The sequence below is a fragment of the Streptomyces sp. DS1-CR2 genome (assembly GCF_055760475.1).
Genome location: NZ_CM147085.1, coordinates 7298679 through 7321334, shown reverse-complemented (window position 1 = coordinate 7321334; position 22656 = coordinate 7298679). Strand labels below are relative to the sequence as shown.

The following is a 22656-nucleotide window of genomic DNA, read 5'->3' as shown; positions in this document are numbered from 1 at the left end:
GGGTGGGCCGGGCGATGAGGTGGGCCGGGCCGGGAGGTCGGTGGGGAGTCAGCCGAGCAGGGAGCGCCCGATGATCTCCTTCATGATCTCGGTCGTGCCGCCGTAGATAGTCTGGATGCGTCCGTCGGTGAAGGCCTTGGCGACGCGGTACTCCGTCATGTAGCCGTAGCCGCCATGGAGCTGGAGGCAGCGGTCCGCTACGCGCTTCTGGAGCTCGGTGGCCCACCACTTGGCCATCGAGGCGTGCACCGCGTCGAGTTCGCCGTTCGAGTGGTCGACGATGCAGCGGTCCAGGAAGGTCCGGGTGACGGCGCACTCGGTGGCCATCTCGGCTATCTCGAACCGGATGTGCTGGAGCTTGGCAAGCGGGCGGCCGAAGGCCTCGCGCTCCTTGACGTACGTCGTGGTGATCTCCAGGAGGTACTCGGCGGCGGCGATCCCGGCGACGGCGATGCCCATGCGCTCCTGCGCGAGGTTCGTCATCAGGTGGACGAAGGCGCCGTTGAGCTCGCCGAGGAGATTCTCCTTCGGAACGCGTACGTCGTTGAAGAAGAGCTCGGCCGTGTCCTGGGACTTCTGGCCGATCTTGTCGAGATTGCGGCCGCGCTCGAAGCCCTCCATGCCGCGCTCGACGACCAGGAGGGACAGGCCGTGGGCGCCGCCGTCGGGCGTCGTCTTCGCGACGACGATCACGAGGTCGGCGAGGATCCCGTTCGAGATGAACGTCTTGGAGCCGTTGAGCAGCCAGTGGTCGCCGCGGTCCTCGGCCGTGGTGCGGATGCCCTGGAGGTCGGATCCGGCGCCCGGCTCGGTCATCGCGATGGCCGTGATCAGGGAGCCGTCGCAGAAGCCGGGCAGCCAGCGGCGCTTCTGCTCGTCCGTGGCGAGCGACGTCAGATACGGCCCGATGATGTCGTTGTGGAGTCCGATCGCGAGGCCGGCGGCTCCCGCGCGGGTGAACTCCTCGGCGAGTACGGCGCTGTAGCGGAAGTCGGCGTTCCCGCCGCCCCCGAACTCCTCGGGCACGGCGAGCCCGAGGAGGCCCTGCCGGCCGGCCGCGAGCCAGGCCTCGCGCGAGACGATGCCGTCCTTCTCCCACTGCTCGTAGTGCGGGGTGACCTCCTTGGCGAGGAAGGTGCGGACGGTCTCGCGGAACGCGTCGTGCTCCTCGGTGAAGATCTGCCGTTCCATTGCCATCGTGGTGCCCTCCCCTACAGCCAGTTCTTGACGGTCTCGACCAGCCGGGCGGGCTCGGGCCCGACCGGGATGACGTTCAGCATGGTGACGCCGGCGGCGCGGAAGGCCTCGACACGCTCACGCACATAGCTCTCGGGTCCGCACAGGCTCATGAGCTCGCAGAACTCGTCCGGGACGGCGGCCTCGGCCTCCTTCTTCTTCCCCGAGAGGTAGAGCTCCTGGATGAGCTTGGCCTCCTTCTCGTAGCCGTAGGCCACGGCGAGGTCGTTGTAGAAGTTCTTGCCGACCGCGCCCATGCCGCCCACGTAGAGGGCGATGTTGGGGCGGGCGAGGTCGCGGGCGGCCGCCGCGTCCTCGCCGATGGCGAGCAGTCCGCCCGCGACGACCTGGAGCGGCCCGAGCTCGGGCGCGCGCTCGGCAGCGCCCTCGGCGAGCGGGGTGCCCCACACCTGGTGGGCCTTCTCGGGAATGAAGAGCGTGGGCAGCCAGCCGTCGGCGGTCTCGGCGGTCATCCGCACGTTCGCCGGGCCCAACGAGGCGACGTACAACGGCACTTCGGGGCGTACCGGCTTGGAGAGGATCTTCAGGGGCTTGCCGAGCCTGCCGCCCTTCTCCGGGGGCAGCGGCATGTCCGTGATGCCGTGGTGGTCGATGATCTCGCGGCGCAGGATGCGGCGGGTCAGCTCGATGGTCTCGCGGGTGCGGCCGAGCGGCTTGTCGTACGCCTTGCCGTGCCAGCCCTCGACGACCTGCGGGCCCGACGCGCCCAGGCCGATGATGGCGCGGCCGCCGGAGACGGCGTCGAGTCCGGCGGCGGTCTGGGCGATGAGGGCGGGGGTGCGCGAGTAGACGTTGAGGATCGCGGCGCCGATCTTCATGCGCTCGGTGCGGGCGGCGAGATAGCCCATGATCGTGGGCGAGTCGAAGCCGTAGGCCTCCGCGACCCAGACGGCGTCGAGGCCCGCCGACTCGAGCGCGGCGGCGTCGTCGGCCGCCTGTCGGGGGTCGGCTGCGTAGGCGAGGGGTGCGGACAGCTCCATCAGTTCTCTTCCTTCGTCAGGCTCGGTACGTCCCAGTCGCGGGCCACCCCGGCGGTGTCGGCGCCCGGCTGCGCGGGGCCGCTGCGGACGGCGGTGGGGGTCGCGGAGAAGCGGGGTGCGGGGGCGGGCTGGGTGATGCCGCCGTGGTCGGTGAAGGTGCCGCGCGCCGCCAGGTGGGGGTGGCCGGGCGCCTCGCGCAGGGACAGGACCGGCGCCACGCAAGCGTCGGACCCCTCGAAGACGGCGGTCCACTCCTCGCGGGTACGGGTCTTGAAGCGGGCGGCGACAGCGTCGCGCAGCTCGCCCCAGCGGGCGAGGTCCTTGCGGGCGGGGGCCGTGTCCCCGATGCCGAGGAGTGCGATGAACTCGTCGTAGAACTGCTGCTCAAGGGCGCCGACCGCCATGTACTGGCCGTCGGAGGTCTCGTACGTCCCGTAGAACGGGGAGCCGCCGTCGAGGAGGTTGCTGCCGCGCCGGTCCTGCCAGCCGCCGGCCGCGAGCATGCCGTGGATCATCGCGGCGAGATGCGAGGCGCCGTCGACGATCGCGGCGTCCACGACCTGGCCCGCGCCGGTGTCACGTGCGTGGTGGAGGGCGGCGAGGATGCCGACGACGAGGTAGAGCGAGCCACCCGCGAAGTCACCGACGAGGTTCGCGGGGACGGTCGGCGGCTCGTCCGGCTTGCCGATCATCCCGAGGGTGCCGGTGAGGGCGATGTACGCGATGTCGTGTCCGGCGCGCTGCGCGAGGGGGCCTTCCTGGCCCCAGCCCGTCATGCGTCCGTAGACGAGGCGCGGGTTGCGGGCCTGGCAGGCGTCGGGGCCGACGCCGAGGCGCTCGGCGACGCCTGGACGGTAGCCCTCGATGAGGACGTCCGCCTTGGCGACGAGGTCGAGGACGCGCGCGGGGCCGTCGTCCGCCTTGAGGTCGATGATCACGGAGCGTTTGTTGCGGTTGGTGATGTCGTACTCAGGGTTGATCGCGAGCCCGGCGCCTCCGGGGCGGTCCACGCGCACGACATCGGCGCCCAGGTCGGCGAGGAGCATCGCGGCGAACGGGCCCGGGCCGATGCCCGCCAGTTCGACCACGCGCACCCCGGCGAGCGGGCCGCTGTCCGTCATCCCTGCCACTGCCATCGAGCCCCCAGCACTGTGACACAACTGATGTAACACCAGGGATGCTAAGAACGTGTTCCACTCAGCACAACCCCTGGCGAGCAAGCGCTTAGTAATTTACGACGCACAGCTGCGGTGTTGCCAGGAGGCACGTACGGATTCGGGGTAACTCGCCTGAACCGGGATGCCGTCACGTCCGGCCGGGGCGGCGCTCATCGCGCGTCCAGGCGACGAGCTCGGGGTGCCGGGTGCCACGGAGGACTTCCCGTGGGGTGAGACGGTCGCGAAGGTGAACAAGAAGGTGTTCGTGCGAACTCCCGTACGCGCGCCCACGTCGTGAGCGCCCGCTGCGACGGGTCCTTCGGCTCGGCCACGACGACCTCCCGCTCCGGGCGGGGCCCCTGAACCTCCGCTCACCCCTCACGCTAGCCTCGGCCACCGACAACGGCGCGGGGCGCAGGGCTGAGGGGTGTCATGACCAGGCAGGACAGCGGGCACGACAAGGACCGGGACATGCGGGACAGGCCCGGCAGGGCCGACAGGGCGGGCCGCGAGTACGACATCGTGCTCTTCGGGGCGACCGGGTTCGCCGGCGCGCTCACCGCCGAGTATCTGGCGGCGCACGCGCCCGAGGGGCTGCGTTGGGCCGTCGCGGGGCGTGACACAGGGAAGCTGGAGCGGCTGCGCGAGCGCCTCACCGCGATCGACCCCGCGTGCGCCGTGCTGCCACTGGTCCGCGCGGACGTCGCCGACCCGGCGTCCCTGCGCGCCCTCGCCGCACGCACGCGCGTGGTGGCCACGACCGTCGGCCCGTACGTCACCTACGGCCAGGACCTGGTGGCGGCGTGCGCCGAGGAGGGCACCGACTACACGGACCTGTGCGGCGAGCCCGAGTTCGTCGACGTCACATACGTCCGGCACGACGCCCGCGCGCGGGAGACCGGGGCGCGCCTCGTCCACGCGTGCGGCTTCGACTCGATCCCGCACGACCTGGGCGTGCTCTTCACGGTGGGTCAGCTCCCCGAGGACGTGCCGCTGCGCATTGACGGGTTCGTGCGGTCGAACGCGACGTTCTCGGGCGGCACGTTCGCGTCCGCGCTGACGCAGTTCTCGCGGGGCCGGCAGATGCTGGCCGCGCAGCAGGACCGGCGGCGGCACCAGCCACGCCTCGTCGGCCGCAGGGCGTACGCGCCGACGGGCGCGCCCCGCTACGCCAAGGAGGTAGACGCGTGGGCGCTGCCGCTCCCGACGATCGATCCGCAGATCGTGCAGCGGTCCGCGCGGGCCCTGGAGCGCTACGGTCCCGACTTTCGATACCGGCACTACGCGGCGGTGCGGCACCTGCCCGTCGCGTTCGGCGGTGTCGCGGCCACGGGCGCACTGTTCGCCGCAGCCCAACTGCCGCCCGCGCGCAGGTGGTTGTCCGATCGGCTCAAGCCGGGCGACGGCCCGGACGAGGCGCGGCGCGCGGCCAGCTGGTTCTCGGTGCGCTTCGTCGGCGAGGGCGGCGGCCGCCGCGTGTACACGGAGGTCTCGGGCGGGGACCCCGGCTACGACGAGACGGCGAAGATGCTCGGCGAGTCGGCCATGTGCCTGGCCCTGGACGACCTGCCCGAAACCTCGGGCCAGGTCACCACGGCTGTCGCGATGGGCGATGCCCTGACGACCCGCCTGCGGGACGCGGGGATCACGTTCCGGGTGGCGGCTGCGCGGTAGGGGTAGGTGCGCGCTGGGGACGCGGCACGTCGCTACGCGCGCGTGGCGCCCTCCTGGGCCTCCGCCAGTGCTCGCCTGCACAGGGCGTCCGCCCTGCGCGTCGTTTCGGGCTGGCGGTAGTTCGGCGTGAGGCTCAGGGTGTGGGCGCACGCGGTATCGAGGCTCGTGCGGTGGCCGACCGAGACGTAGACGGGCTTGACGCCGTCGCGGGTGCGCAGTGCCCGGCCGACCTCCTCGTCGCCGTCCAGCAGGGGCGCCGTGCTGCCGCGCGGCGCCGCCGGCTCCTCGTGCGTGAAGGTGAACGGGTTCTTCGCGACGCCGATCGTGGGCAGCCCCGTCAGGACACCGAGGTGACTGGCGAGGCCGAAACGGCGCGGGTGGGCGAGGCCGTACCCGTCGCAGACGACAAGGCCGGGGCCGCAGTTGAGGCCCTCCAGGGCGGCGACCACGGTCGGGATCTCCCGGAACGCCAGCAGGCCCGGCACGTACGGGAAGGAGATCCGGCCGACGGCCGTGGACTCCTCGACGACGTCGAGGGTCGCCGCGTCGAGCACGACGGCCGCCGCCGCGACGAGGTCGCGCTCGTCGTCGTACGCCACGTCGACACCGGTCACGAGTCCGGTGCCGGGCGGGGGCCCCGGCTCGTCGAGGACGACGCGGGCGCGCAGTTCGTCCTGGACCGCGCGCGCGGCGCGCTCGTCGGTGGGCCAGTCGGCAAGGATCTGTTGGTGGCTCATGATGGCGACCACCATAGGGCCGGGGCGCCGGCGGGCCACGGGTAGCCTGGCGATCATGTTTGTACTCGAACTGACCTACACGGCCCCGGTCGAGCACGTCGACCCGCTGCTCGAAGCGCACGTCGCCTGGCTCGACGAGCAGTACGAAGCCGGCGTCTTCATCGCTTCCGGCCGCAAGAACCCGCGCGACGGCGGGATCATCCTCGCCGTCGGGGACGACCGCACGCAGATCGAGAAGATCACGGCGGCCGACCCCTTCGTCACCGGCGACGTGTGCACGTACCGCGTCACGGAGTTCATCGCGACGAAGACGGCACCCGAAATGGCGCGATTCCGGCAGCAGTTGGCCGGCTAGACGGCCCCGCCGCGGGTCACCGTTCGAGCCGGGCGATGCGGCCCTTCTCGCCCGAGGCCCAGCACGCGCCGTCGTGCGTGCAGTCCGCCGTGTCGTACGAGCCCGTGTCGACGGTGCGCCAGGTGCGGCCCGCGTCGACGGTGAGGTCGGTCCCCGTCGGGCCGACCGCGAGGGCGCTCGTCCGGCTGTGCGGGAGCCAGGTGACGCCCGAACGGTAGGCGGGGACGGGCGCGGCGGACGGCATCCAGGTGCGGCCGCCGTCGCGCGTCGTGGCCGAGGCCCGGGGGGACGTCTGGTCCGCGCGGTAGTCGCCGCCGACCGCGAGGCCGTGCGTACGGTCACGGAAGGCAAGGCCGAAGACGCCGCGCGCCGGGTCGCCCGCCGGGATCTGGGCGTCGGTCGCCCGCCAGGTCAGGCCACGGTCCGACGAGTGCAGGACGCGGGCGCGTGCGGCCCCGCCCGTGGCCAGCCACACATCGCGCGGACCGGAGCTGACCAGGCACTGGCCGCTCGCCGCGAACCCGGCCTCGCCCTCCTGCGCCGCGGGCATTTTGTCGCTGGGCAGGACGTTCCAGGAGCGTCCTCCGTCGCGCGTGGACAGGATCCGGTACTTGCCGTCGACGGGATCGCTCATCGCGAGGCCGTGGCGCGCGTCGAAGAATGTCAGGCAGTCGTAGAAGGCCTTGGGGTCGGGGTTGCGGAATGACTCGGTCCAGGTGGACCCGCCGTCGTCCGTGCGGAACACCCGCGAGGCGTCGCCCTCACCGATCGCGAGGACGACCGCGCGCCTGCTGTCGAAGGCCTCTATGTCGCGGAACTCCAGCTCGCCCGCGCCGGGCGGCGACACGTTCCGCCAGTGGGCGCCCCCGTCCGAGGTGCGAAGGACTGTGCCCTTGGCCCCGGCCACCCAGGCGGCGTCGCGGTTCACGGCGGCAAGTCCCCGGAACCGCGCGTCCGTGCCGGATTCCTTCAGCGCCCAGTGCGGCTGCGCCCGCGCCTGCCCTCCGTCGGCCTGCGCACCGGCGGCCTGCGCCGGACCCGCCGGAGCGAACGCGAGGGCGATCGCCGCCCCGGCCAGCCCCATGGACACCATGCGTCGCGACTTCCCCATGCCCCTCATGGCGGGCGAAGCTAGCCCACTCCCCCGGCCCCGTCCAGATGGCCCGCCCCGCAGGGAGCGGAGACCGGTGACAGAGGTCACTCACCTTTCCTCGGCCGTTCGGTGCACGGATTCCCTCGTTCCGCCGTCTCTTCAAGTGGCGGGGAGTCCCACCCGTCGTCCGACTCGCCGACCGACCCGCCGTCCGAGCTGTTGCCCGAACCGCCGTCCGTTCAGCCGTCACAAGGGAGCAGGCGTTGTCCACCGTCATCGAGCAAGCCGTAGAGGCCCGTCTCGTCGCCGCCGCGCCGCGGATGTCGACCATCCCCGCGACGTTGCGCTACGACATGCAGGACCCCTTCGCCGTGCGCATGTCGTTCCCCGCGCCGGCCACGCTCGAGGGCGTCGACGTGAGCTGGACGTTCGCCCGCGAGCTGCTCTCGGCCGGGATGCGGGAGCAGGCCGGTGCGGGCGACGTCCGGGTACGGCCGTACGGCTACGACCGCACGGTCCTGGAGTTCCACGCCCACGAGGGCACCGCGATCGTGCACATCCGGACCGGCGAGCTGCGCCGCTTCCTCAGCAGTACGGCGGCGATGGTGCCGGTGGGCGACGAGCATCTGCACGTGGACCTGGACGGCGATCTGGCGGAGCTGATGCGGGACGCGTACTGACCAGAGCCCCCTCCACCGGGCTCACCTCCCTTCACCGAGCAGGGCGTTGAGCTCTCCGTATGCGAGCCCGCCGGCCAGACTCTCGTACGTTCCCTCGGTGAGCAGCTCCCGGGCCGCCCTGCGGACGAGGGCGTGCGCGGCCTGCGCGATGCCCGCGCCGACGCTGATCCGGGCGACCCCGAGCGCGGCGAACTCGGCCACGGACGGCGCCCCGGGCCAGGCCATCACGTTGAGCGGCCCCTCGATACCGGCGACGAGCGCCTTCACGGTCACCGGGTCGACGGCCCCGGGCACGAAGATCCCGTCAGCACCCGCCGCGAGGTAGGCCGCGGCCCGCTCCAGCGTCGCCGCGAGCCGCTCCTCCGGCTCCCCCGGACCCATCAGATACGTGTCGATACGCGCGTTCACGAACAGCGCCACGCCCTCCGCGTCCGCCGCGGCACGGGCCACCGCGATCCGCTCCGCCTGTGCCTCGACGGGCCGCAGCGGCGCGCTCCCGCCGTGCCAGGCGTCCTCGATGTTGACGCCGACCGCTCCGGCGTCGAGCACGGCGCGCACGGTGACGGCGACGTCCTGGGCCGCGTCCGCGTAGCCGCTCTCGATGTCCGCCGTCACCGGCACGACCACGGCCGCGGCGATCCGCGCGACGGCGTCCAGCGCCTCGTCCCTGCCGAGCCGGTCCCCGTCCGCCGCGCCGAGGTCCCAGGACAGGCCGGCGCTGGTGGTGGCGACGGCGGCGGCTCCGGCGTCCGCGACGATGCGGGCACTCGCGAGGTCCCAGGCGTTGGGCAGGACGAGCGGGCGGCCGGCGACATGCTGCGAACGGAGGGCCAGGGCCTGGTCATTGAGGTGCGTACGGTTCGTCATGCCGTACAGCCAACCACCCGGCTCCGGCGTATGGCTGGCAGGAATCCGACACGTACGTGTGACCCATGCTCAACCCTGCGCACCCCCTGTTCAGCCCCCGCCGCCCCCGCCCGCCGAGGCCCGCGACGCCTCCGCCGCCTTGACGGCCGCGGCGAGCGCGGCGCGGATGTCGCCCAGGCTCTGCTGCAGTTCGGGGGAGATGCCGCCGGCGCGCGCCGTGAGGTGGTCGAGGCGGTCCTTGTGCGTGCGCCTGGCCTTGCCGGGGATCAGCCGGCGCAGCTTGCCCGTGGCGGCGAGCACCGCGAGTACCGCGTCGTCCTCGTCCACCCGGCCGACCGGCTCGCCCCCCTCCAGCGCGCCGAGCACCTCGGCCCGCAGCACCTCGACGTAACCGGCGCGCTCCAGGCCGTAGCGGGTCACGGGGAAGAGCCCGAAGACGCGTTTGCGCTCGGCCGACAGATAGCCCTCGGAGGCGAGTTGACGGCGCACGGTGTCGAGGGTGGCGCGGGCGCGGTAGCCGATCCAAGTGCGCCAGGTGCGCGGCCTCGACTCCTCGGCCAGCTCCATCAGTTCGTCGAGAACGGGGTCGCCGGTACGGGCGTCGAAGACCGGGGTGACGACGCCGTCCACGTCGCTGATGATGCGGCGCCGGGCCAGTTCGACGAGGGCGGCGGCGCGGACGGCGAGCTCGATGTCGGGGGCGCCGGAGACCCTGCCCTTCTCCGTGTCGAAGCCCAGCAGCAGGAGCCGGGCGGGCAGCGAGAGCGAGCCGTGGGGCACGGGGGTCTCCTCCTGCGGAGTGGGGGCGAGGGCGTGAGGGCTCACGATAATTCGTTGACGGCCCACAGCCACCTTCGTACGGTGGACAGCGTTCCCGTTGATTCTGTTGTCGTCGATCGGAGTAGGACGTTGCTCTTCTGAGGTTCTCAGACACCGCGTCACGCGGCCGCACCCCACCGGTGCGCCACGTGTTCCTGCGTGTGCGACCTCGGATGACCGAGCCGTCCTCCCGCCTGAATCCGGCACAGGACTGTCCTTCGCGCCCTGTGCGCTCTCGTTGCTTCCGGCTGTGGTCGCCCGCGGTGTCCCCATGCGCTGCCCACCGTTCCCACCGAGCGACCGCGAGGCCGTATGTCTACCTCCCCCACCTCCATCACCTGCACCTCCCTCACCTACGCCTGGCCCGACGGCACTCGGGTCTTCGACGGTCTTCAGGCCGTGTTCGGCCCCGGCAGAACCGGGCTCATCGGCCTCAACGGCGCAGGAAAATCAACGCTGTTGAAGCTGATCTCCGGAGAACTCTCACCGGCGGACGGCACCGTGAAGGTGGCGGGCGAGATCGGCTGTCTACCGCAGAACGTCACCCTCGAAACCTCGCTGCGCGTCGACGAGGCCCTCGGCATCGCCGGTGCCCGCGCCGCGCTGCACGCCATCGAGGCGGGCGACGTACGCGACGAGCACTTCGCGGCGGTCGGCGACGACTGGGACGTCGAGGAGCGCGCCGTCGCGACCCTCGACGGGCTCGGTCTCGGCCGCATCAGTCTCGACCGCACCGTCGGCGAGCTCTCGGGAGGCGAGTCCGTACTGATCCGCCTCGCCGCGCTGCTCCTGCGCCGCCCCGACGTCCTGCTGCTCGACGAGCCGACGAACAACCTGGATCTGGCCGCCCGCAGACGCCTGTACGCGGCCGTCGAGGCGTGGCCGGGCGTCATGGTCCTGGTCAGCCACGATCGCGAACTCCTCGAACGGGTCGACCAGATCGCCGATCTGCGCGCGGGCGGCCTCGTCCGCTTCGGCGGGAACCTCTCGGCGTACGAGGAGGCGCTCGCGACCGAGCAGGAGGCGGCGGAGCGCATGCTGCGGGTCGCCGACGCCGACCTGAAGAAGCAGAAGCGCGAACTGGCGGACGCCCAGGTCAAGTTGGCCCGGCGCAAGCGCTACGGACAGAAGATGTGGGACAGCAAGCGCGAGCCGAAGGCGATCATGGCCCAGCGCAAGCGGCAGGCCCAGGTCTCGGCGGGCAAGCACCGCCAACTGCACGAGGGCCGGCTCGCCGAGGCGAAGGAGCGGCTCGACGAGGCGGTGGAGGCCGTGCGCGACGACGACGAGATCCGCGTCGATCTGCCGCACACGGCGGTGCCGCCCGGCCGTTCCGTGTTCACTCTGTGCGGGCTGAGGATGGCCTACGGGGCGCGTGTGGAGGGCGAGTTCGAGGTGCGCGGCCCTGAGCGGATCGCGCTCGTGGGGCGCAACGGTTCGGGCAAGACCACGCTCCTGCGCACGATCGCCGGGGATCTCGAACCCGTCGCGGGTGAGGTGGTCGCGCATGTTCCGCTGCGGTTCCTGCCGCAGCGGCTCGACGTGCTCGACGAGGACCTGACCGTCGCCGAGAACGTGGCGCGGTTCGCTCCCGGGGTGACGAACAACCGCGTCAGGGCGCGGCTCGCGCACTTCCTGTTCAAGGGGGCACGGGCCGATCAGCCGGCGGCGACCCTCTCGGGCGGCGAGCGGTTCAGGGCGACCCTCGCGGCGCTGATGCTCGCCGAGCCGGCACCCCAGCTGCTGATGCTCGACGAGCCGACGAACAACCTCGACCTGGCGAGCGTCCGGCAGCTGACCACGGCCCTGGAGTCCTACGAGGGCGCGCTGCTCGTGGCCAGCCACGACCTGCCGTTCCTGAAGTCCATCGGGGTCACGCGGACGCTGCTCATGGAAGGAGGGGAACTGAGGGACATCACCGGGCAGGGGGTTCCGTCGTAGGCGCCCGGCTGTGCATGATGTGCGCGCCGGGCCCTCGCGCCCGGCCGCCGTAAAAACCCGACCAAGAACCGCCGTCCACCCGCCGTGAGCCCCGACCGGACGACAGCCCCAAGGAGCCGCACATGCCGAGCCGGAAGGCCTTGATCCGCCGCCCGGGGCCGCGCCTCGCAGACGGCCTCGTCACGCACGTGGAGCGCACCCCGGTCGACCCGGCGCTGGCGCTCTCGCAATGGGAGGCCTATGTCGCGGCGCTCCGGGCGCACGGCCAGCAAGGTGCTGCATGTCAACTACCCGGGAATGAATTCGGAATGAATTCCCGGGCTTGCTGCTCGAGCCATCACTGGCTGTGACAGGTATGGCTGCGTCCAGTACGGGGTTCCGTACAGGGGCGATTGACTGCGCCCCGCTACCACGCACCCCAGGGGTGGTGGAGTCGCCGCGAGTCGCCTGTGTGCGACCCAAGTCTCAAGGAGCTGGTCCAAGCTGCAACCGTGTCCCCACCGGCGAGTGGTTCGTGCCTTTCGCATCGCAGTCTCCGACCGCGAGCGTACCGGACTCTGCGGGACTCCGCCCGCTGCACTCGGGATGCGATTGCTCCCGGGCGTAAACGCCCGGGGTTCCTGGCAAGATCAAGCTGAAATCGGCCGTGACCGCCCTGCCCGACGGCACGGTCGTCGGGCACGAGCCGATGGTGGACGTGCCGTCCCTCTTCCCGCGCTTCCTGCCCGTCCCGGAAGAGGCCGGCGCGCATGTGATGCTCCTGGGCGGCGGGAAGCTCCTGATGGCGGCGAGCGCGCCGAGGACGGCGGAGCTGTACGCGGATCTCGGCCTGGAGCCGGTTCTGGTGGACATCGGCGAGTTCGAAAAGCTGGAGGGCTGTGTGACGTGCCTCTCAGTCAGGCTCCGCGAGCTGCACTCCTGAGGCGCAATGAAGCCATAGAGGCCATTGAGGCCGGAGGGGCCGGTTCCGGGGGGCCCTTTACAGAGGGTTTAACCTACGGCAACGTAACCTACGACACCGTAGGTACAACCGCTCGTGCCTGCGATTCGTCTCCTCGTACTACTCCCGTCCCCCCTGGAGCCCTCGTGACCATCACCTCTCCCCACCTCGGTAGCTCGTCCTCCACCTGGACGGACGCCCAGCTGCTGTACGCGCTGGAGGAAGTGGTCGAGAAGGAACTGAACCGGCACCTCAAGGTGGCCAAGGACTGGATGCCGCACGAGTACGTGCCGTGGGGCGACGCCCGTAACTTCCCCGGCTTCTTCGAGGACGGCGAGGCCTGGGCGAAGGACCAGTCCAAGGTCACCGAGATCGGCCGGATCGCGCTCGTCGTCAACCTGCTCACCGAGGACAACCTCCCCAGCTACCACCACGAGATCGCCTCCCTCTTCGGCCGCGACGGCGCCTGGGGCACCTGGGTGCACCGCTGGACCGCCGAGGAGGGACGCCACGGCATCGTGATGCGTGACTACCTGCTGGCGTCGCGCGCCGTCGACCCGGACCAGCTCGAGCAGTTCCGCATGGCGCACATGGCCGAGGGCTTCGAGTCCGACAACCGGCACTCGATGCTGCACTCGGTCGCGTACGTCGCCTTCCAGGAGCTCGCGACCCGCGTCTCGCACCGCAACACCGGCCACCAGTCGGGCGACCCGGTCTGCGACCGCATGCTGGCGCGCATCGCCACCGACGAGAACCTGCACATGGTCTTCTACCGGAACCTGCTCGGCGCGGCCTTCGAGCTCGCCCCCGACCTCACGATGCAGGCCGTGCGCGACGTCGTCGTCAACTTCCGGATGCCCGGACACGGCATGCCCGGCTTCGAGCGCGCCGCCGCCCAGATGGCCATCGGCGAGATCTACAACATGCGCATCCACCACGACGACGTGATCCAGCCCGTGCTGCGCTACCTGAAGGTCCTGGACATCGACGGGCTCGGCCCGGAGGGTCTCAAGGCCCAGGAGGAGCTCGGCCTGTACATGGGCGGCCTGGACAGCGAGGCCTCCAAGTTCGACGAGAAGCTCGCCGCCCGCAAGGCCCGCATGGCGGCCCGCGCCGCGGGCTGAGCCGCCCCCGTCACGCAAGCACGCCCCGGGCCACGCGCCCGGGGCGTGCCGCGTCACGGGCGTGTGGCCCGCTCAGCCACGGCGCAGCTGGTGGCGCTCCTTCTCGGAGAGGCCGCCCCAGACGCCGAAGCGCTCGTCGTTGGCGAGCGCGTACTCCAGGCAGGCGGAGCGCATCTCGCACCGGCCGCAGATGCTCTTCGCCTCGCGTACCGAGCTGCCGGGCTCGGGAAAGAAGAAGTCGGCGCCCGTCTGGGCGCACAGCGCCTCGTCCTGCCATGAGGGGACGGGGGCCCCGGGAGCGCTCGTGACGGGGCGCAGCGTGTGGTTCGAGTACATGCCACTGATCGTGCCGCGTGGCGAAAAACAGACGATCAACGACTGATCAACGCGGCGCGCCGGGCGGATTCGGCCTGAACCCGCCCGGCCCCTGCGGGGCGCGCCCGGACCCGGCTCAGGTCTGGTTCGGGTCTCCCTTGATCACCGCGAAGCGGGCGCCCTGCCGGTCGGTGAGCTTGGCGATGCGGCCGACGCCCGGCAGGTTCGTGGGCGCGAAGCGCACCTTACCGCCGAGCTCCTGCGCCCGGGCGGCGATCGCGTCGACGTCCGGCACATGGAAGTACGGCGACCAGTGCGCCCCGATGTCGGACTCCGCCGGGTCGTCGCCCAGCGTGACGATGCCGCCGAACATGTCGTCCTCGCCGGTGCCCATCGGGTTCACCGTCGTGTACGTACCGCCGGGGAACGACACGTCGAAGGTGCCCCAGTCGAGCACCGAGTGGTAAAAGTCCTTGGCCGCGGCGACGTCCGGGGTGTACAGCTCGATCCAGTTGAGCGAGAAGTCGTCGGTGGCGAGGCCCAGGCCCTTGTTCCGGCCGGGCTGCCAGAGGCCGAAAGTCGCGCCCGCCGGGTCGGCGATGATCGCCATGCGGCCCAGGTCCGTCACGTCCATGGGCCGGAAGGGCGCGGATCCGCCGGCCTGCTCTGCGGCCTTCACCGTCGCATCCGCGTCCCGCGTCTGGAAATAGACGGTCCAGGACGGCGACGCCTGGTCGGGTGTGACGGTCATGCCGCCGGCGACGGTCTTGCCGTCCAGCTGGAACAGGCCGTAACCGCCGACCTCGGGGCCGCCCGACTGGAACTGCCAGCCGAAGAGCCCGCTGTAGAAGGAAACGGCGGCGTCGAGATCCGGGGTTCCGAGATCCAGCCAGTTCGGCGAGCCGTCGACGAAACGGGTGGTGAGCATGGTGCCCTCCTCGTTGAGGGTGCCCCCCTTGCAGGGGTCCCGTTGTCTGCCTCACCGAGTCTGGCACCGCGCACTGACAATGGCCGTTCCACGCGCCGTCACCACGCCCCGTCACCACGCGCCGCCGCACCGGACCGGCTCCGAGTCGCCTATGGGCCGCCGATGAGCCGCCGACCAGCCGCGACCGTGCCACCGTGCAGCCAACGCCCAGCATCACCAAGCCATCGCCAAGAGTTGAACGGTCCACGGAAATGGGAGCGCTCCCCGTCACAAGTCTTGACCCGTCGCGCCGCACTCGCAACAGTGGTGCTCCCCCACACCTCAGGAGTCCTCCGTGATATCGCGCAGACTGTTCCTGACCGGCGCCGCCACGGCCGCCACCGCACTCACCTACCCGGCCTGGGGCAGCGCCCTCAGCCCGGACGCCAAGGCAGCACCCGCCACCTGCGAACTCGCCCTGCAGAACAAGTCGTTGCCCGGCACCGTGCGTGCCTATGTCACGGGCCACGAGCAGGGCACCGACCGCTGGGTGCTGCTCAAGCCCGACGGCGGGGTCTACCACCCCGACTCGCCGTCAGCCCCGCAGACCCCGCTGCCCGTCGACTGCGCCATCCCGCTGGGCGCGGCCGGTTCGGCCCCGAAGATCCTGACGCTTCCTCAGATGTACGGCGCCCGCGTCTACTTCGTACGCGATGACACGCTCGACTTCTTCCTCAATCCGGGCCCCGCGCTCGTCGAGCCGGCCTTCGCGACCTCCACCGACGCGAACTACGGGAAGACCTGGTCGTTCTGTGAATTCACCTTCAACTCGGACCAGTTGTACGCGAACATCAGCTACGTCGACCTGGTGACGGCCCTGCCCATCGGCCTGACCCTGGAGGGCGATGCCACGCACACCGTCGCACCGCTCCCGGACGGCGCGGTGGACAGGATCGCCGCGGATCTCGCGGCCCAGACCGCCAAGGACGGGCAGCCCTGGGACAAGCTCGTCATCCGCGGAGGCGACGGCAAGGTCCTGCGCGTCATCTCGCCGCAGAACCTGATGGCCCCGTACTTCGACCGCCCCGACGAGATGCCGTTCCGGGACGTCTGGGACAGCTATGTCGACCAGGTCTGGGAGAAGTACCGCACGACGGACCTGAAGATCGATCTCCAGGGCGGCCGGGGCGTGTTCACGGGCCGGGTCAGCGGCGACACCCTCACCTTCAACGGCGGGCACAGCTTCCCCAAGCCCTCCTCGAAGGACATCTTCACCTGCAACCACGGCCCGTTCGCCAACAACCCCGGCGACCCCGACGACAAGAAGGGCCTCCTCGCCCGTCTCGCCGCCGGGTTCAACCGCAGCATCATGCTGACCCACCCCGAGCAGCCGAACGGCACCACGACGGCCGACTACTACCAGGGCGGCGTCACCAACCACTGGTCACGGGTCGTGCACGCCAACTCGCCCATCGGGTACGCCTTCCCGTACGACGACGTGCGCCCCGACGGGCAGCCGGACGTGTCCGGCGCGGCGCACGACGGCAACCCGCGGCGCTTCACGGTAAGCGTCGGATCGTAGGTCCCGGACTACTCACGCCCCGGCGTCCTCGCGGATGAGCTCCGCGGCCTTCTCCGCGAGGGCGACGGTCGGGGCGTGGGTGTGGCCTCGGGTGATGCGCGGCATCACCGAGGCGTCGACGACGCGCAGGGCCTCGACGCCCCTGACCCGCAGGCGCGGGTCGGTCACCGATCCTTCGTCGGCGCCCATGCGGCAGGTGCCGACGGGGTGGTAGAGCGTCTCGGCGCCCGCGCGGATCACCTGCGCGAGCTCCTCGTCGCCGACGGCCCCCGGGTACGGAGCGAGGGGCCCGTCGGTGTACGGGGCGAGCGGCTCGGCCGCGAGGAGTTCCTCGGCGCGGCGCACTCCGGCCATCAGCGTGCGCAGGTCCTCGTCACGGGCGAGATAGCCGGGGTCGATCAGCGGCCGCGCCGAGGCGTCCGCCCCGCCCGGGGTGATGCGGCCCTCGCTCGCGGGCTGGAGCAGGACGACGCCGATCGTGATGCCGTGCTCGACGGGCGGGGTGAGCCCGTGGTTGACGAACGGCACGGGAGCGTAGATCAACTCGATGTCGGGGGAGGTCAGTTCGGGGCGGGTCTTGATGAAGGCGACCGCCTCGCCGACGTTCGACGTGAGCGGTCCGCGCCCGGCGAGGAGGAAGCGGCCCACATTGGTCAGGGAGTCCGCGCCGGTGAGCGTGACGGGCCTGGGGCAGCGCATCGTGACGGCGAAGGAGAGATGGTCCTGGAGGTGACGGCCCACGTCGGGGGACGCGACGCGGACGTCGATCCCCGCCTCGGCGAGCTGCCCGGGGTCACCGACGCCCGCCTGCTGGAGCAGCTGCGGTGAACCGATGGCGCCCGCACTGAGGATCACCTCGCGGCGGGCGCGCAGGATGCCGGGGACTCCCTCGGCGACGACGCCGGCCACGCGGGTGCCGTCGAAGTCGAGGCGCGTGACCCGGGCGTCGGTGTGGATGTGCAGGTTGGGCCGGCGCGCGGCCGGTTTCAGATAGCCGTCGGCCGCGCTCCACCGGCGGCCGCGGCGCTGGTTGAGCGGGGTGAGCGCGAAGCCGCCGTGGTCCTCGTGGTTCAGCTCCGTCAGCTCGCGCAGACCGGCGGCGCGGCAGGCGTCGAGGAACGCCGACGTCGTCACGTTCGGGTCGCGCGGCGGGGAGATCCAGAGCGGGCCCAGGGTGCCGTGCGGCGAGTCGGCCCGCCGGGTGCCCGCCCAGCGTTCGGCGCGCTGGAAGTAGCGCGCGAACTGGTCGTACGACCAATCCTCGCCGGCCGCCTCGCCCCACGCGTCGTAGTCGTCCCGGTGGCCGCGCACCCACATCATGGCGTTCATCGAGGAGGAGCCGCCGAGTGTGTGGCCGCGCGGCCAGTACAGCTCGCGGCCGTCGAGCGCGGACTGCTTCGACGTCGAGTAGTCCCAGTCGTACGGCGTCCGGAACAGCTTCGGGAACGCCGCCGGGATGCGGATCTCGGGTTTGCGGTCGCGCGGGCCCGACTCGACGAGCGCGACGCGCACGGCCGGATCCTCGGAGAGTCGCGCTGCCAGCACGCAGCCGGCGGACCCGGCACCGACGATGACGTAGTCGTACTCGCTGTCCTTGCTCAACTCAACTCCAGGTGTGGGTGGTTGGGGCTGTGCAGTGATCCCCGCCGTCCCTGGAGGTGTACACCCGCGATGTACTCCTCGGTAGGCCCTTCGCACTACCCCCTCACCACCCCCAACGCAGGCAGGATCGTCTCGGCCACCCGGTACGCCTCCTCCAGGAGCGGGTTACCCGACAGGATGAACGTGTCGACGCCCAGGTCCTGGTACTCCTTGAGGCGTTCGACGACCTGGGCCGCTGAGCCGACGACCGCCGTGCCGGGTCCCGGACGGAACAGACTCATGCCGGGCCAGAGGTTCGGATGGGTCTCCAGCTCGCGCGCTCTGGCCGGGACGCGGCCGCCGTGCTGGCGGAACTGCCGCTGCCAGCCGACCCCGTCCTCGCCCGCGCGCTCGCCGAGCTGCCGCCGGTACGTGGCCTCGGAGGTCACGTCGAGGAGCCGGTCGGCGGCGGCCCATGCCTCGTCCTCGGTGTCGCGGACGATGAGGTGGAGGCGCAGGCCGATGCGCAGGGTGCGGCCGTGGACGGCGGCGCGCTCGCGGACGCGGTCGAGTTTCTCCTTGAGCAGGTGGGGAGGTTCGCCCCAGGTGAGGTAGACGTCGACGTGTTCGGCGGCCATCTCGATGCCCGGCGCGGACGAGCCGCCGAACCACAGCGGAACGTGCGGGTCCTGGACGGGCTTCAGGTCACGGAAGGAGGCGCCGGCGTCCTTGAGGTCGTAGAAGCGGCCCTTGTGGTCGAAGATCTCGCCGGCGGTGAGGCGCTTCACGATCGACCAGTACTCGGCGCTCAGTTCGTAGCGCTCGTCGTGCTCGACGTGGAGGCCGTACTCCTGGAGGGACTTCGTCGAGCCGTTGACGACGTTGAAGCGCAGCCGGCCGCCGAAGAGCGTGTCGAAGCTGAGCGCCATCTTCGCGAGGAGCGTCGGCGAGATCAGGCCGGGGTGGACCGCGAGGAGCGGTTTGAACGCGGTGCTTGTCGAGGCCGCGAGCGCGCTGCCCAGGGGCCAGACGTCGTACAGGTCCGTGGCGAGCAACGCGCCGGAGAAGCCGAGGCGTTCGACGGTTCCTGCGAGCCCGCTGAGGTAGCCGAGGTCGACCTGCCTGCGGCCTTCCTGCTCCCAGGGGTAGGCGCCCTCGCGCGGGATGATGTACCAGAGGACTTCGGGTGCGGCGGCCATGGCGTTCAGGCCGCCTTTCGCGCCACGGCGTGGGCGACCGTGACGGGGCGCTCGATGAAGCCGGTGCGGTGGAAGATGTCCGCGCCCTGCTGCTGCTCGGCGAGGAACTCGTCCGTGACGGCCTCGATGCGCCACGGCAGCGCGCGCAGCGCGGTCTCCCAGTCGTCGGGGGTGCCGCCCTGGTGCTCGGCGGCGATCTCGGCGGCCTCGCGCGGGTTCTCCTTCGCCCAGTCGTCGGCGCGCTGGAGTGCGCGGGTCAGGGCGTCGATCACCTCGGGGCGCCGCTCGGCCAGGTCGCGGCGGGTGAAGAAGACGGAACGGTCGGAGATGACGTCGCCGGTGCGGACGACGACACGGACACCTCCGGTGCGCAGGGCGGCGACGAGCTGGGCGCCCTGGGCGACCCATGCGGTGATCTCGCCGGAGCGCAGCAGCTTCTCGCTGTTCCCGTCGCCGCGGACCGGGGTGATGTCCGAGGCGTACGAGAGTCCCGCGTCGTCCAGGGCCTTGGCGATGAGGTGGGTCTGCCACGAGCCGATGGCGAGGTGGACTGTGCCGCCCTTGAGGTCGGCGACCGTGCGGACCGGGCTGTCCTGCGGGACGAGGAGCGCGCCGTGGTCGGGGCGGGGCGCCGAGACGGCCGTGTAGACGATGTCGTGGCCGGCGGCCTGGGCGGTGACGGGCGGGGTCGACCCGGTGCCGCCGAAGTCGATGACGCCCTGGGTCAGCAGTTCGCCGGTGCGTACGCCGTTGACGTAGGAGTGGAAGACGGCGCTCTCACCGACGGCGGCCAGTTCCTGCTGCGCGTAGTCCAGGCGCGAGAGGTAGTAGAGCGACGGATTGCTGTTGTGGACACCAATGATGACGGACATTCAGATCACTCCGGATTCTGCGGGGGTGCGGCTGTGGACGCCGAGGTCGGCGAGGAGGCGCCTGCGGAGGGCGGCGAAGGCGGGGTCCCCGGGGTCGCGGGGGTGGTCGACGCCGACGGGTTCGTCGGTGACGAGGCGCCCGTCGCGCAGGACGCAGACGCGGTCCGCGAGGCGTACGGCCTCGTCGACGTCGTGGGTGACGAGGAGGACGGCCGGCCGGTGCGCGCGGCAGAGCTCGCCGACCAGGTCCTGCATCTTGAGGCGGGTCAGGGCGTCCAGGGCGGCGAACGGCTCATCCAGGAGGAGGAGTTCGGGTTCGCGCACGAGGGCCCGGGCGAGCGCGACGCGCTGGGCCTCGCCGCCGGAGAGCGTGGCGGGCCAGGCGTCCGCGTGGCGTTCGAGGCCGACCTCGGACAGGGCTTTGAGGCCGCGCGCGGACTGCCCACGCGGCAGCGCGACCGTCACATTGGCGAGGACCTTCTTGGACGGTACGAGGCGCGGTTCCTGGAAGACGATCGTGCGGGCCTCCGGGACGAGGACCTCTCCCCCGTCGGCCCCGTCGAGCGCGCCGAGGATGCGCAGGAGTGTCGTCTTGCCGCTGCCGCTGGCGCCGAGCAGGGCGACGAACTCGCCCCGGTGGATGGTGAGATCGAGCCCGTCGAGGACGGCGCGGTCACCGAAGGCGCGGCGCAGGCCGGTGATGCTTACGGCTGTGCTCATCGTGCGGCCCCCTGTACGGCGCGGCGCCACGGCATGAGTCCGCGTTCGAGGAGCCGTACGACCCCGTCGGCGATCAGGCCGAGCAGGCCGTAGACGAGGATGCAGACGGCCAGGATGTCGGTGCGCGCGTAGCTCTGCGCCTGGGACATGAGGTAGCCGATGCCGGCCGTGGCGTTGATCTCCTCGGCGGCGATGAGCGCGATGACGCTGAGGGTCATCGACAGGCGCAGGCCCGCGAGCAGCGACGGCAGGGCGCCGGGCAGGACGACCTCCCTGACGATGCCGAGCCTGCTCATGCCGAAGCTGCGCATGGCCTCGACGAGTTTGCGGTCGGTGTTGCGGACGCCGCTGGACGTGGAGACGTACATGGGGAAGGTGGTGGCGACCGCGATGAGGAGGATCTTCGCGGTCTCGTTGATGCCGAACCAGACCATGAACAGCGGCACGAGGGACAGGAACGGGATGGTGCGCAGGGTCTGCAGGGAGGAGTCGAGGAGTTCGTCCCCCAGCCGCGTGAAGCCGGTCGTGATGCCGAGGGTGAGGCCGGTGACGAGCCCGAGGGCGAGGCCGAGTCCGGAGCGGGTGAGGGAGGTCGTGAGCGCGTCGGGCAACTGGCCGTTCCCCCACAACTCACCGAGCGCATCGACGACTTGGGGCGGTGAGGCAAGGACGTCGGGAGTCAGCGGGCCCGTCGCGGACGCCACCCACCACAAAACGAGGAGGACGACAGGCCCGAGAGCCCGGACGGTGACGGAGTAGGCGCGGGGGCGGGGTCGGCCGGACGGCGGGCGCGGGCTGACGAGACCGTGCGGCGCCGCCTGTTCCGTGCCCCGCGCCCGCCGGTCGGTGAGCGTCACGACAGCTTCTCCACATCGATGAGGTGCGCCGCGACATCGACCTTCGTCTTGGTCACTTTCTGATCGGCATAGAACCGGGCGACCTCCTCGAAGCGCTTGATGTCGGCGTCGGTGATGGGCTCGACGGTGCCGCCCTCGGCGTTGAACCCGGTCTGGATGCGCCGGGACTCACCGGTGACGGCCTGCGGGCCGGCGTCGGTGTTCACGTTCAGATAGGCGGCCGGATCCTTCTTCTCCTTGACGCTGCCCTCGTGGAGGTAGGCGTAGAGCGCCTTGACGACCTCGGGGTGCTCGTCGGCGAAGCCAGTACGGACGGCGTTCAGGCTGTAGTTGTCGGAGCCGATATTCTTGCCGTCGGCGATGAACTCCGCCTTTCCGCTGCCGAGTTCGGCCACCGCGTACGTCGACCAGACCGCCCAGGCGTCGACCTTGCCGGTGTTGAAGACGGCGGCGGTCTGGTCGGGGCGGAGGTAGACGCGCTCGACCTTGCCGGCCGGGATGTGGTGGTCGGCCAGGGCCTTGAGGAGCAGGTACTCGCCGGTGCCGCCCTGGTTGACGGCGACCTTCTTGCCGACGAGGTCCTCGATCTTCTCGATCCCGGAGCCCTTCTTGGCGAGGATGCCCTCGCCGACCGGGTCGGGGGCCGTCGCGGTGAAGAACTTGAAGCCGGGGGTCTGGGCGAGCGAGGTGATGCCGGAGGTGATCGAGCCGGTCGCGATGTCGAGCTGGTTCGCGTTCATCGCCTGGGCCGCGGGAGCGAACGGGCCGGCGCTGCCCGTCCATTCGACCTTGGTGTGCACCGTGGCGAGCGCCTTGGCGAGAGAGCCGTCCTTCTTGCCGAGGGCGAGGACTCCGGAGTTCCCGGGGTCGGGGATGCGGACGGTGACCTCGGCCGCAGCGCCGGAACCGGAGTCCGCCTCGGACGTGCCGCAGCCGGCGACGGCCGTGAGCGCGGCGAGTGCGGCGAGCGCCGACAGGGTCTTCGGGATACGCATGACG

Annotated in this window: 21 protein-coding genes and 3 pseudogenes; 9 read left to right on the top strand and 15 right to left on the bottom strand. The window is 71.4% G+C overall.

What is annotated here, in order from left to right; translation table 11 throughout:
- Window positions 1-48 precede the first annotated feature (48 nt).
- Genes ACY0PA_RS34375 through ACY0PA_RS34365 form a run of 3 tightly spaced genes read right to left on the bottom strand, consistent with a single transcriptional unit; the run spans window position 49 to window position 3373 of the window.
- Window positions 49-1191 (bottom strand): acyl-CoA dehydrogenase family protein, encoded by a 1143-nt coding sequence (locus ACY0PA_RS34375; RefSeq protein ID WP_473086521.1) that lies wholly within the window; start codon window positions 1189-1191, stop codon window positions 49-51.
- 20 nt (window positions 1192-1211) lie between these two features.
- Window positions 1212-2237, bottom strand: coding sequence for an LLM class F420-dependent oxidoreductase (locus ACY0PA_RS34370; protein ID WP_473081341.1), 1026 nt, complete (start codon window positions 2235-2237; stop codon window positions 1212-1214).
- A complete protein-coding gene (locus ACY0PA_RS34365; RefSeq protein ID WP_473081340.1) occupies window positions 2237-3373 on the bottom strand; it encodes a CaiB/BaiF CoA transferase family protein in 1137 nt (378 codons plus the stop codon). Before ACY0PA_RS34365 ends, ACY0PA_RS34370 begins: the two co-directional genes overlap by 1 nt.
- 163 nt (window positions 3374-3536) lie before the next feature.
- On the opposite strand from ACY0PA_RS34365, the pseudogene ACY0PA_RS34360 reads away from it, so the two are divergent.
- Together ACY0PA_RS34360 and ACY0PA_RS34355 are read left to right on the top strand one after the other, a co-directional pair.
- Window positions 3537-3662 (top strand): annotated as a pseudogene (locus ACY0PA_RS34360) (MmcQ/YjbR family DNA-binding protein); the annotation flags it as partial.
- A 203-nt stretch (window positions 3663-3865) separates the two neighbouring features.
- Window positions 3866-5068 carry a saccharopine dehydrogenase family protein gene (locus ACY0PA_RS34355; RefSeq protein ID WP_473086520.1) on the top strand — a complete coding sequence of 401 codons (1203 nt, stop codon included), beginning with the start codon at window positions 3866-3868 and terminating at the stop codon, window positions 5066-5068.
- A gap of 32 nt (window positions 5069-5100) precedes the next feature.
- Here the strand turns inward: ACY0PA_RS34355 and ACY0PA_RS34350 are convergent, their stop codons facing one another.
- Entirely contained in the window at window positions 5101-5805 is a 705-nt protein-coding gene (locus tag ACY0PA_RS34350) for an endonuclease V (RefSeq protein WP_473081339.1), read from the bottom strand.
- A 55-nt stretch (window positions 5806-5860) separates the two neighbouring features.
- On the opposite strand from ACY0PA_RS34350, the gene ACY0PA_RS34345 reads away from it, so the two are divergent.
- Window positions 5861-6160 (top strand): YciI family protein, encoded by a 300-nt coding sequence (locus ACY0PA_RS34345; protein WP_473081338.1) that lies wholly within the window; start codon window positions 5861-5863, stop codon window positions 6158-6160.
- Between the two features lie 16 nt (window positions 6161-6176).
- Here the strand turns inward: ACY0PA_RS34345 and ACY0PA_RS34340 are convergent, their stop codons facing one another.
- Entirely contained in the window at window positions 6177-7271 is a 1095-nt protein-coding gene (locus ACY0PA_RS34340) for a WD40/YVTN/BNR-like repeat-containing protein (protein ID WP_473081337.1), read from the bottom strand.
- Between the two features lie 245 nt (window positions 7272-7516).
- Here ACY0PA_RS34340 and ssgD point away from each other — a divergent pair, with 245 nt between their 5' ends.
- Window positions 7517-7933: a spore wall synthesis regulator SsgD gene (gene ssgD, locus ACY0PA_RS34335; protein WP_473081336.1), complete on the top strand. Its 417-nt coding sequence runs from the start codon at window positions 7517-7519 to the stop codon at window positions 7931-7933.
- A 21-nt stretch (window positions 7934-7954) separates the two neighbouring features.
- Here ssgD and ACY0PA_RS34330 read toward each other — a convergent pair whose 3' ends face one another.
- Together ACY0PA_RS34330 and ACY0PA_RS34325 are read right to left on the bottom strand one after the other, a co-directional pair.
- Complete coding sequence (locus ACY0PA_RS34330) at window positions 7955-8800, bottom strand: isocitrate lyase/PEP mutase family protein (RefSeq protein ID WP_473081335.1); 846 nt, start codon at window positions 8798-8800, stop codon at window positions 7955-7957.
- 90 nt (window positions 8801-8890) lie between these two features.
- Window positions 8891-9625 (bottom strand): GOLPH3/VPS74 family protein, encoded by a 735-nt coding sequence (locus tag ACY0PA_RS34325; protein WP_473081334.1) that lies wholly within the window; start codon window positions 9623-9625, stop codon window positions 8891-8893.
- A 306-nt stretch (window positions 9626-9931) separates the two neighbouring features.
- On the opposite strand from ACY0PA_RS34325, the gene ACY0PA_RS34320 reads away from it, so the two are divergent.
- From ACY0PA_RS34320 to ACY0PA_RS34305, 4 genes and pseudogenes are all read left to right on the top strand, one after another.
- Window positions 9932-11560 carry an ABC-F family ATP-binding cassette domain-containing protein gene (locus ACY0PA_RS34320; protein ID WP_473081333.1) on the top strand — a complete coding sequence of 543 codons (1629 nt, stop codon included), beginning with the start codon at window positions 9932-9934 and terminating at the stop codon, window positions 11558-11560.
- 122 nt (window positions 11561-11682) lie between these two features.
- Window positions 11683-11826, top strand: a pseudogene (locus ACY0PA_RS34315) (N(G),N(G)-dimethylarginine dimethylaminohydrolase); the annotation flags it as partial.
- Between the two features lie 365 nt (window positions 11827-12191).
- A pseudogene (locus tag ACY0PA_RS34310) lies at window positions 12192-12482 on the top strand (N(G),N(G)-dimethylarginine dimethylaminohydrolase); the annotation flags it as partial.
- 164 nt (window positions 12483-12646) lie between these two features.
- Complete coding sequence (locus tag ACY0PA_RS34305; RefSeq protein ID WP_473081332.1) at window positions 12647-13624, top strand: acyl-ACP desaturase; 978 nt, start codon at window positions 12647-12649, stop codon at window positions 13622-13624.
- Between the two features lie 72 nt (window positions 13625-13696).
- On the opposite strand, the gene ACY0PA_RS34300 is transcribed toward ACY0PA_RS34305, so the two are convergent.
- Together ACY0PA_RS34300 and ACY0PA_RS34295 are read right to left on the bottom strand one after the other, a co-directional pair.
- Window positions 13697-13960, bottom strand: a complete 264-nt coding sequence (locus ACY0PA_RS34300; RefSeq protein ID WP_473081331.1) for a WhiB family transcriptional regulator — start codon at window positions 13958-13960, stop codon at window positions 13697-13699.
- A 115-nt stretch (window positions 13961-14075) separates the two neighbouring features.
- The gene (locus ACY0PA_RS34295) at window positions 14076-14867 is read right to left on the bottom strand and encodes a VOC family protein (protein WP_473081330.1); all 792 of its coding nucleotides are present in this window, start codon (window positions 14865-14867) and stop codon (window positions 14076-14078) included.
- A 334-nt stretch (window positions 14868-15201) separates the two neighbouring features.
- Here ACY0PA_RS34295 and ACY0PA_RS34290 point away from each other — a divergent pair, with 334 nt between their 5' ends.
- Window positions 15202-16428 carry a glycoside hydrolase family 64 protein gene (locus ACY0PA_RS34290; RefSeq protein ID WP_473081329.1) on the top strand — a complete coding sequence of 409 codons (1227 nt, stop codon included), beginning with the start codon at window positions 15202-15204 and terminating at the stop codon, window positions 16426-16428.
- Window positions 16429-16440: 12 nt separating this feature from the next.
- Here ACY0PA_RS34290 and ACY0PA_RS34285 read toward each other — a convergent pair whose 3' ends face one another.
- From ACY0PA_RS34285 to ACY0PA_RS34260, 6 genes are all read right to left on the bottom strand, one after another.
- Window positions 16441-18030 (bottom strand): GMC family oxidoreductase, encoded by a 1590-nt coding sequence (locus tag ACY0PA_RS34285; protein ID WP_473081328.1) that lies wholly within the window; start codon window positions 18028-18030, stop codon window positions 16441-16443.
- A 95-nt stretch (window positions 18031-18125) separates the two neighbouring features.
- Window positions 18126-19208 (bottom strand): LLM class flavin-dependent oxidoreductase, encoded by a 1083-nt coding sequence (locus tag ACY0PA_RS34280; protein ID WP_473081327.1) that lies wholly within the window; start codon window positions 19206-19208, stop codon window positions 18126-18128.
- Window positions 19209-19213: 5 nt separating this feature from the next.
- The gene (locus tag ACY0PA_RS34275; RefSeq protein ID WP_473081326.1) at window positions 19214-20080 is read right to left on the bottom strand and encodes an ABC transporter substrate-binding protein; all 867 of its coding nucleotides are present in this window, start codon (window positions 20078-20080) and stop codon (window positions 19214-19216) included.
- Window positions 20081-20800, bottom strand: coding sequence for an ABC transporter ATP-binding protein (locus ACY0PA_RS34270; RefSeq protein WP_266557756.1), 720 nt, complete (start codon window positions 20798-20800; stop codon window positions 20081-20083).
- The gene (locus tag ACY0PA_RS34265; protein ID WP_473081325.1) at window positions 20797-21657 is read right to left on the bottom strand and encodes an ABC transporter permease; all 861 of its coding nucleotides are present in this window, start codon (window positions 21655-21657) and stop codon (window positions 20797-20799) included. Before ACY0PA_RS34265 ends, ACY0PA_RS34270 begins: the two co-directional genes overlap by 4 nt.
- Window positions 21654-22652, bottom strand: coding sequence for an NrtA/SsuA/CpmA family ABC transporter substrate-binding protein (locus ACY0PA_RS34260; protein ID WP_473081324.1), 999 nt, complete (start codon window positions 22650-22652; stop codon window positions 21654-21656). The genes ACY0PA_RS34265 and ACY0PA_RS34260 overlap by 4 nt, the downstream gene beginning before the upstream one ends.
- Between the last annotated feature and the right edge of the window lie 4 nt (window positions 22653-22656).

What these genes read in the sequence shown, in the direction of transcription:
- ACY0PA_RS34375 (WP_473086521.1), bottom strand. Translation starts at nt 1,191, where the DNA reads ATGGAACGGCAGATCTTCACCGAGGAGCACGACGCGTTCCGCGAGACC.
- ACY0PA_RS34370 (WP_473081341.1), bottom strand. Translation starts at nt 2,237, where the DNA reads ATGGAGCTGTCCGCACCCCTCGCCTACGCAGCCGACCCCCGACAGGCG.
- ACY0PA_RS34365 (WP_473081340.1), bottom strand. Translation starts at nt 3,373, where the DNA reads ATGGCAGTGGCAGGGATGACGGACAGCGGCCCGCTCGCCGGGGTGCGC.
- ACY0PA_RS34355 (WP_473086520.1), top strand. Translation starts at nt 3,866, where the DNA reads ATGCGGGACAGGCCCGGCAGGGCCGACAGGGCGGGCCGCGAGTACGAC.
- ACY0PA_RS34350 (WP_473081339.1), bottom strand. Translation starts at nt 5,805, where the DNA reads ATGAGCCACCAACAGATCCTTGCCGACTGGCCCACCGACGAGCGCGCC.
- ACY0PA_RS34345 (WP_473081338.1), top strand. Translation starts at nt 5,861, where the DNA reads ATGTTTGTACTCGAACTGACCTACACGGCCCCGGTCGAGCACGTCGAC.
- ACY0PA_RS34340 (WP_473081337.1), bottom strand. Translation starts at nt 7,271, where the DNA reads ATGGGGAAGTCGCGACGCATGGTGTCCATGGGGCTGGCCGGGGCGGCG.
- ACY0PA_RS34330 (WP_473081335.1), bottom strand. Translation starts at nt 8,800, where the DNA reads ATGACGAACCGTACGCACCTCAATGACCAGGCCCTGGCCCTCCGTTCG.
- ACY0PA_RS34320 (WP_473081333.1), top strand. Translation starts at nt 9,932, where the DNA reads ATGTCTACCTCCCCCACCTCCATCACCTGCACCTCCCTCACCTACGCC.
- ACY0PA_RS34300 (WP_473081331.1), bottom strand. Translation starts at nt 13,960, where the DNA reads ATGTACTCGAACCACACGCTGCGCCCCGTCACGAGCGCTCCCGGGGCC.
- ACY0PA_RS34295 (WP_473081330.1), bottom strand. Translation starts at nt 14,867, where the DNA reads ATGCTCACCACCCGTTTCGTCGACGGCTCGCCGAACTGGCTGGATCTC.
- ACY0PA_RS34280 (WP_473081327.1), bottom strand. Translation starts at nt 19,208, where the DNA reads ATGGCCGCCGCACCCGAAGTCCTCTGGTACATCATCCCGCGCGAGGGC.
- ACY0PA_RS34275 (WP_473081326.1), bottom strand. Translation starts at nt 20,080, where the DNA reads ATGTCCGTCATCATTGGTGTCCACAACAGCAATCCGTCGCTCTACTAC.
- ACY0PA_RS34270 (WP_266557756.1), bottom strand. Translation starts at nt 20,800, where the DNA reads ATGAGCACAGCCGTAAGCATCACCGGCCTGCGCCGCGCCTTCGGTGAC.
- ACY0PA_RS34260 (WP_473081324.1), bottom strand. Translation starts at nt 22,652, where the DNA reads ATGCGTATCCCGAAGACCCTGTCGGCGCTCGCCGCACTCGCCGCGCTC.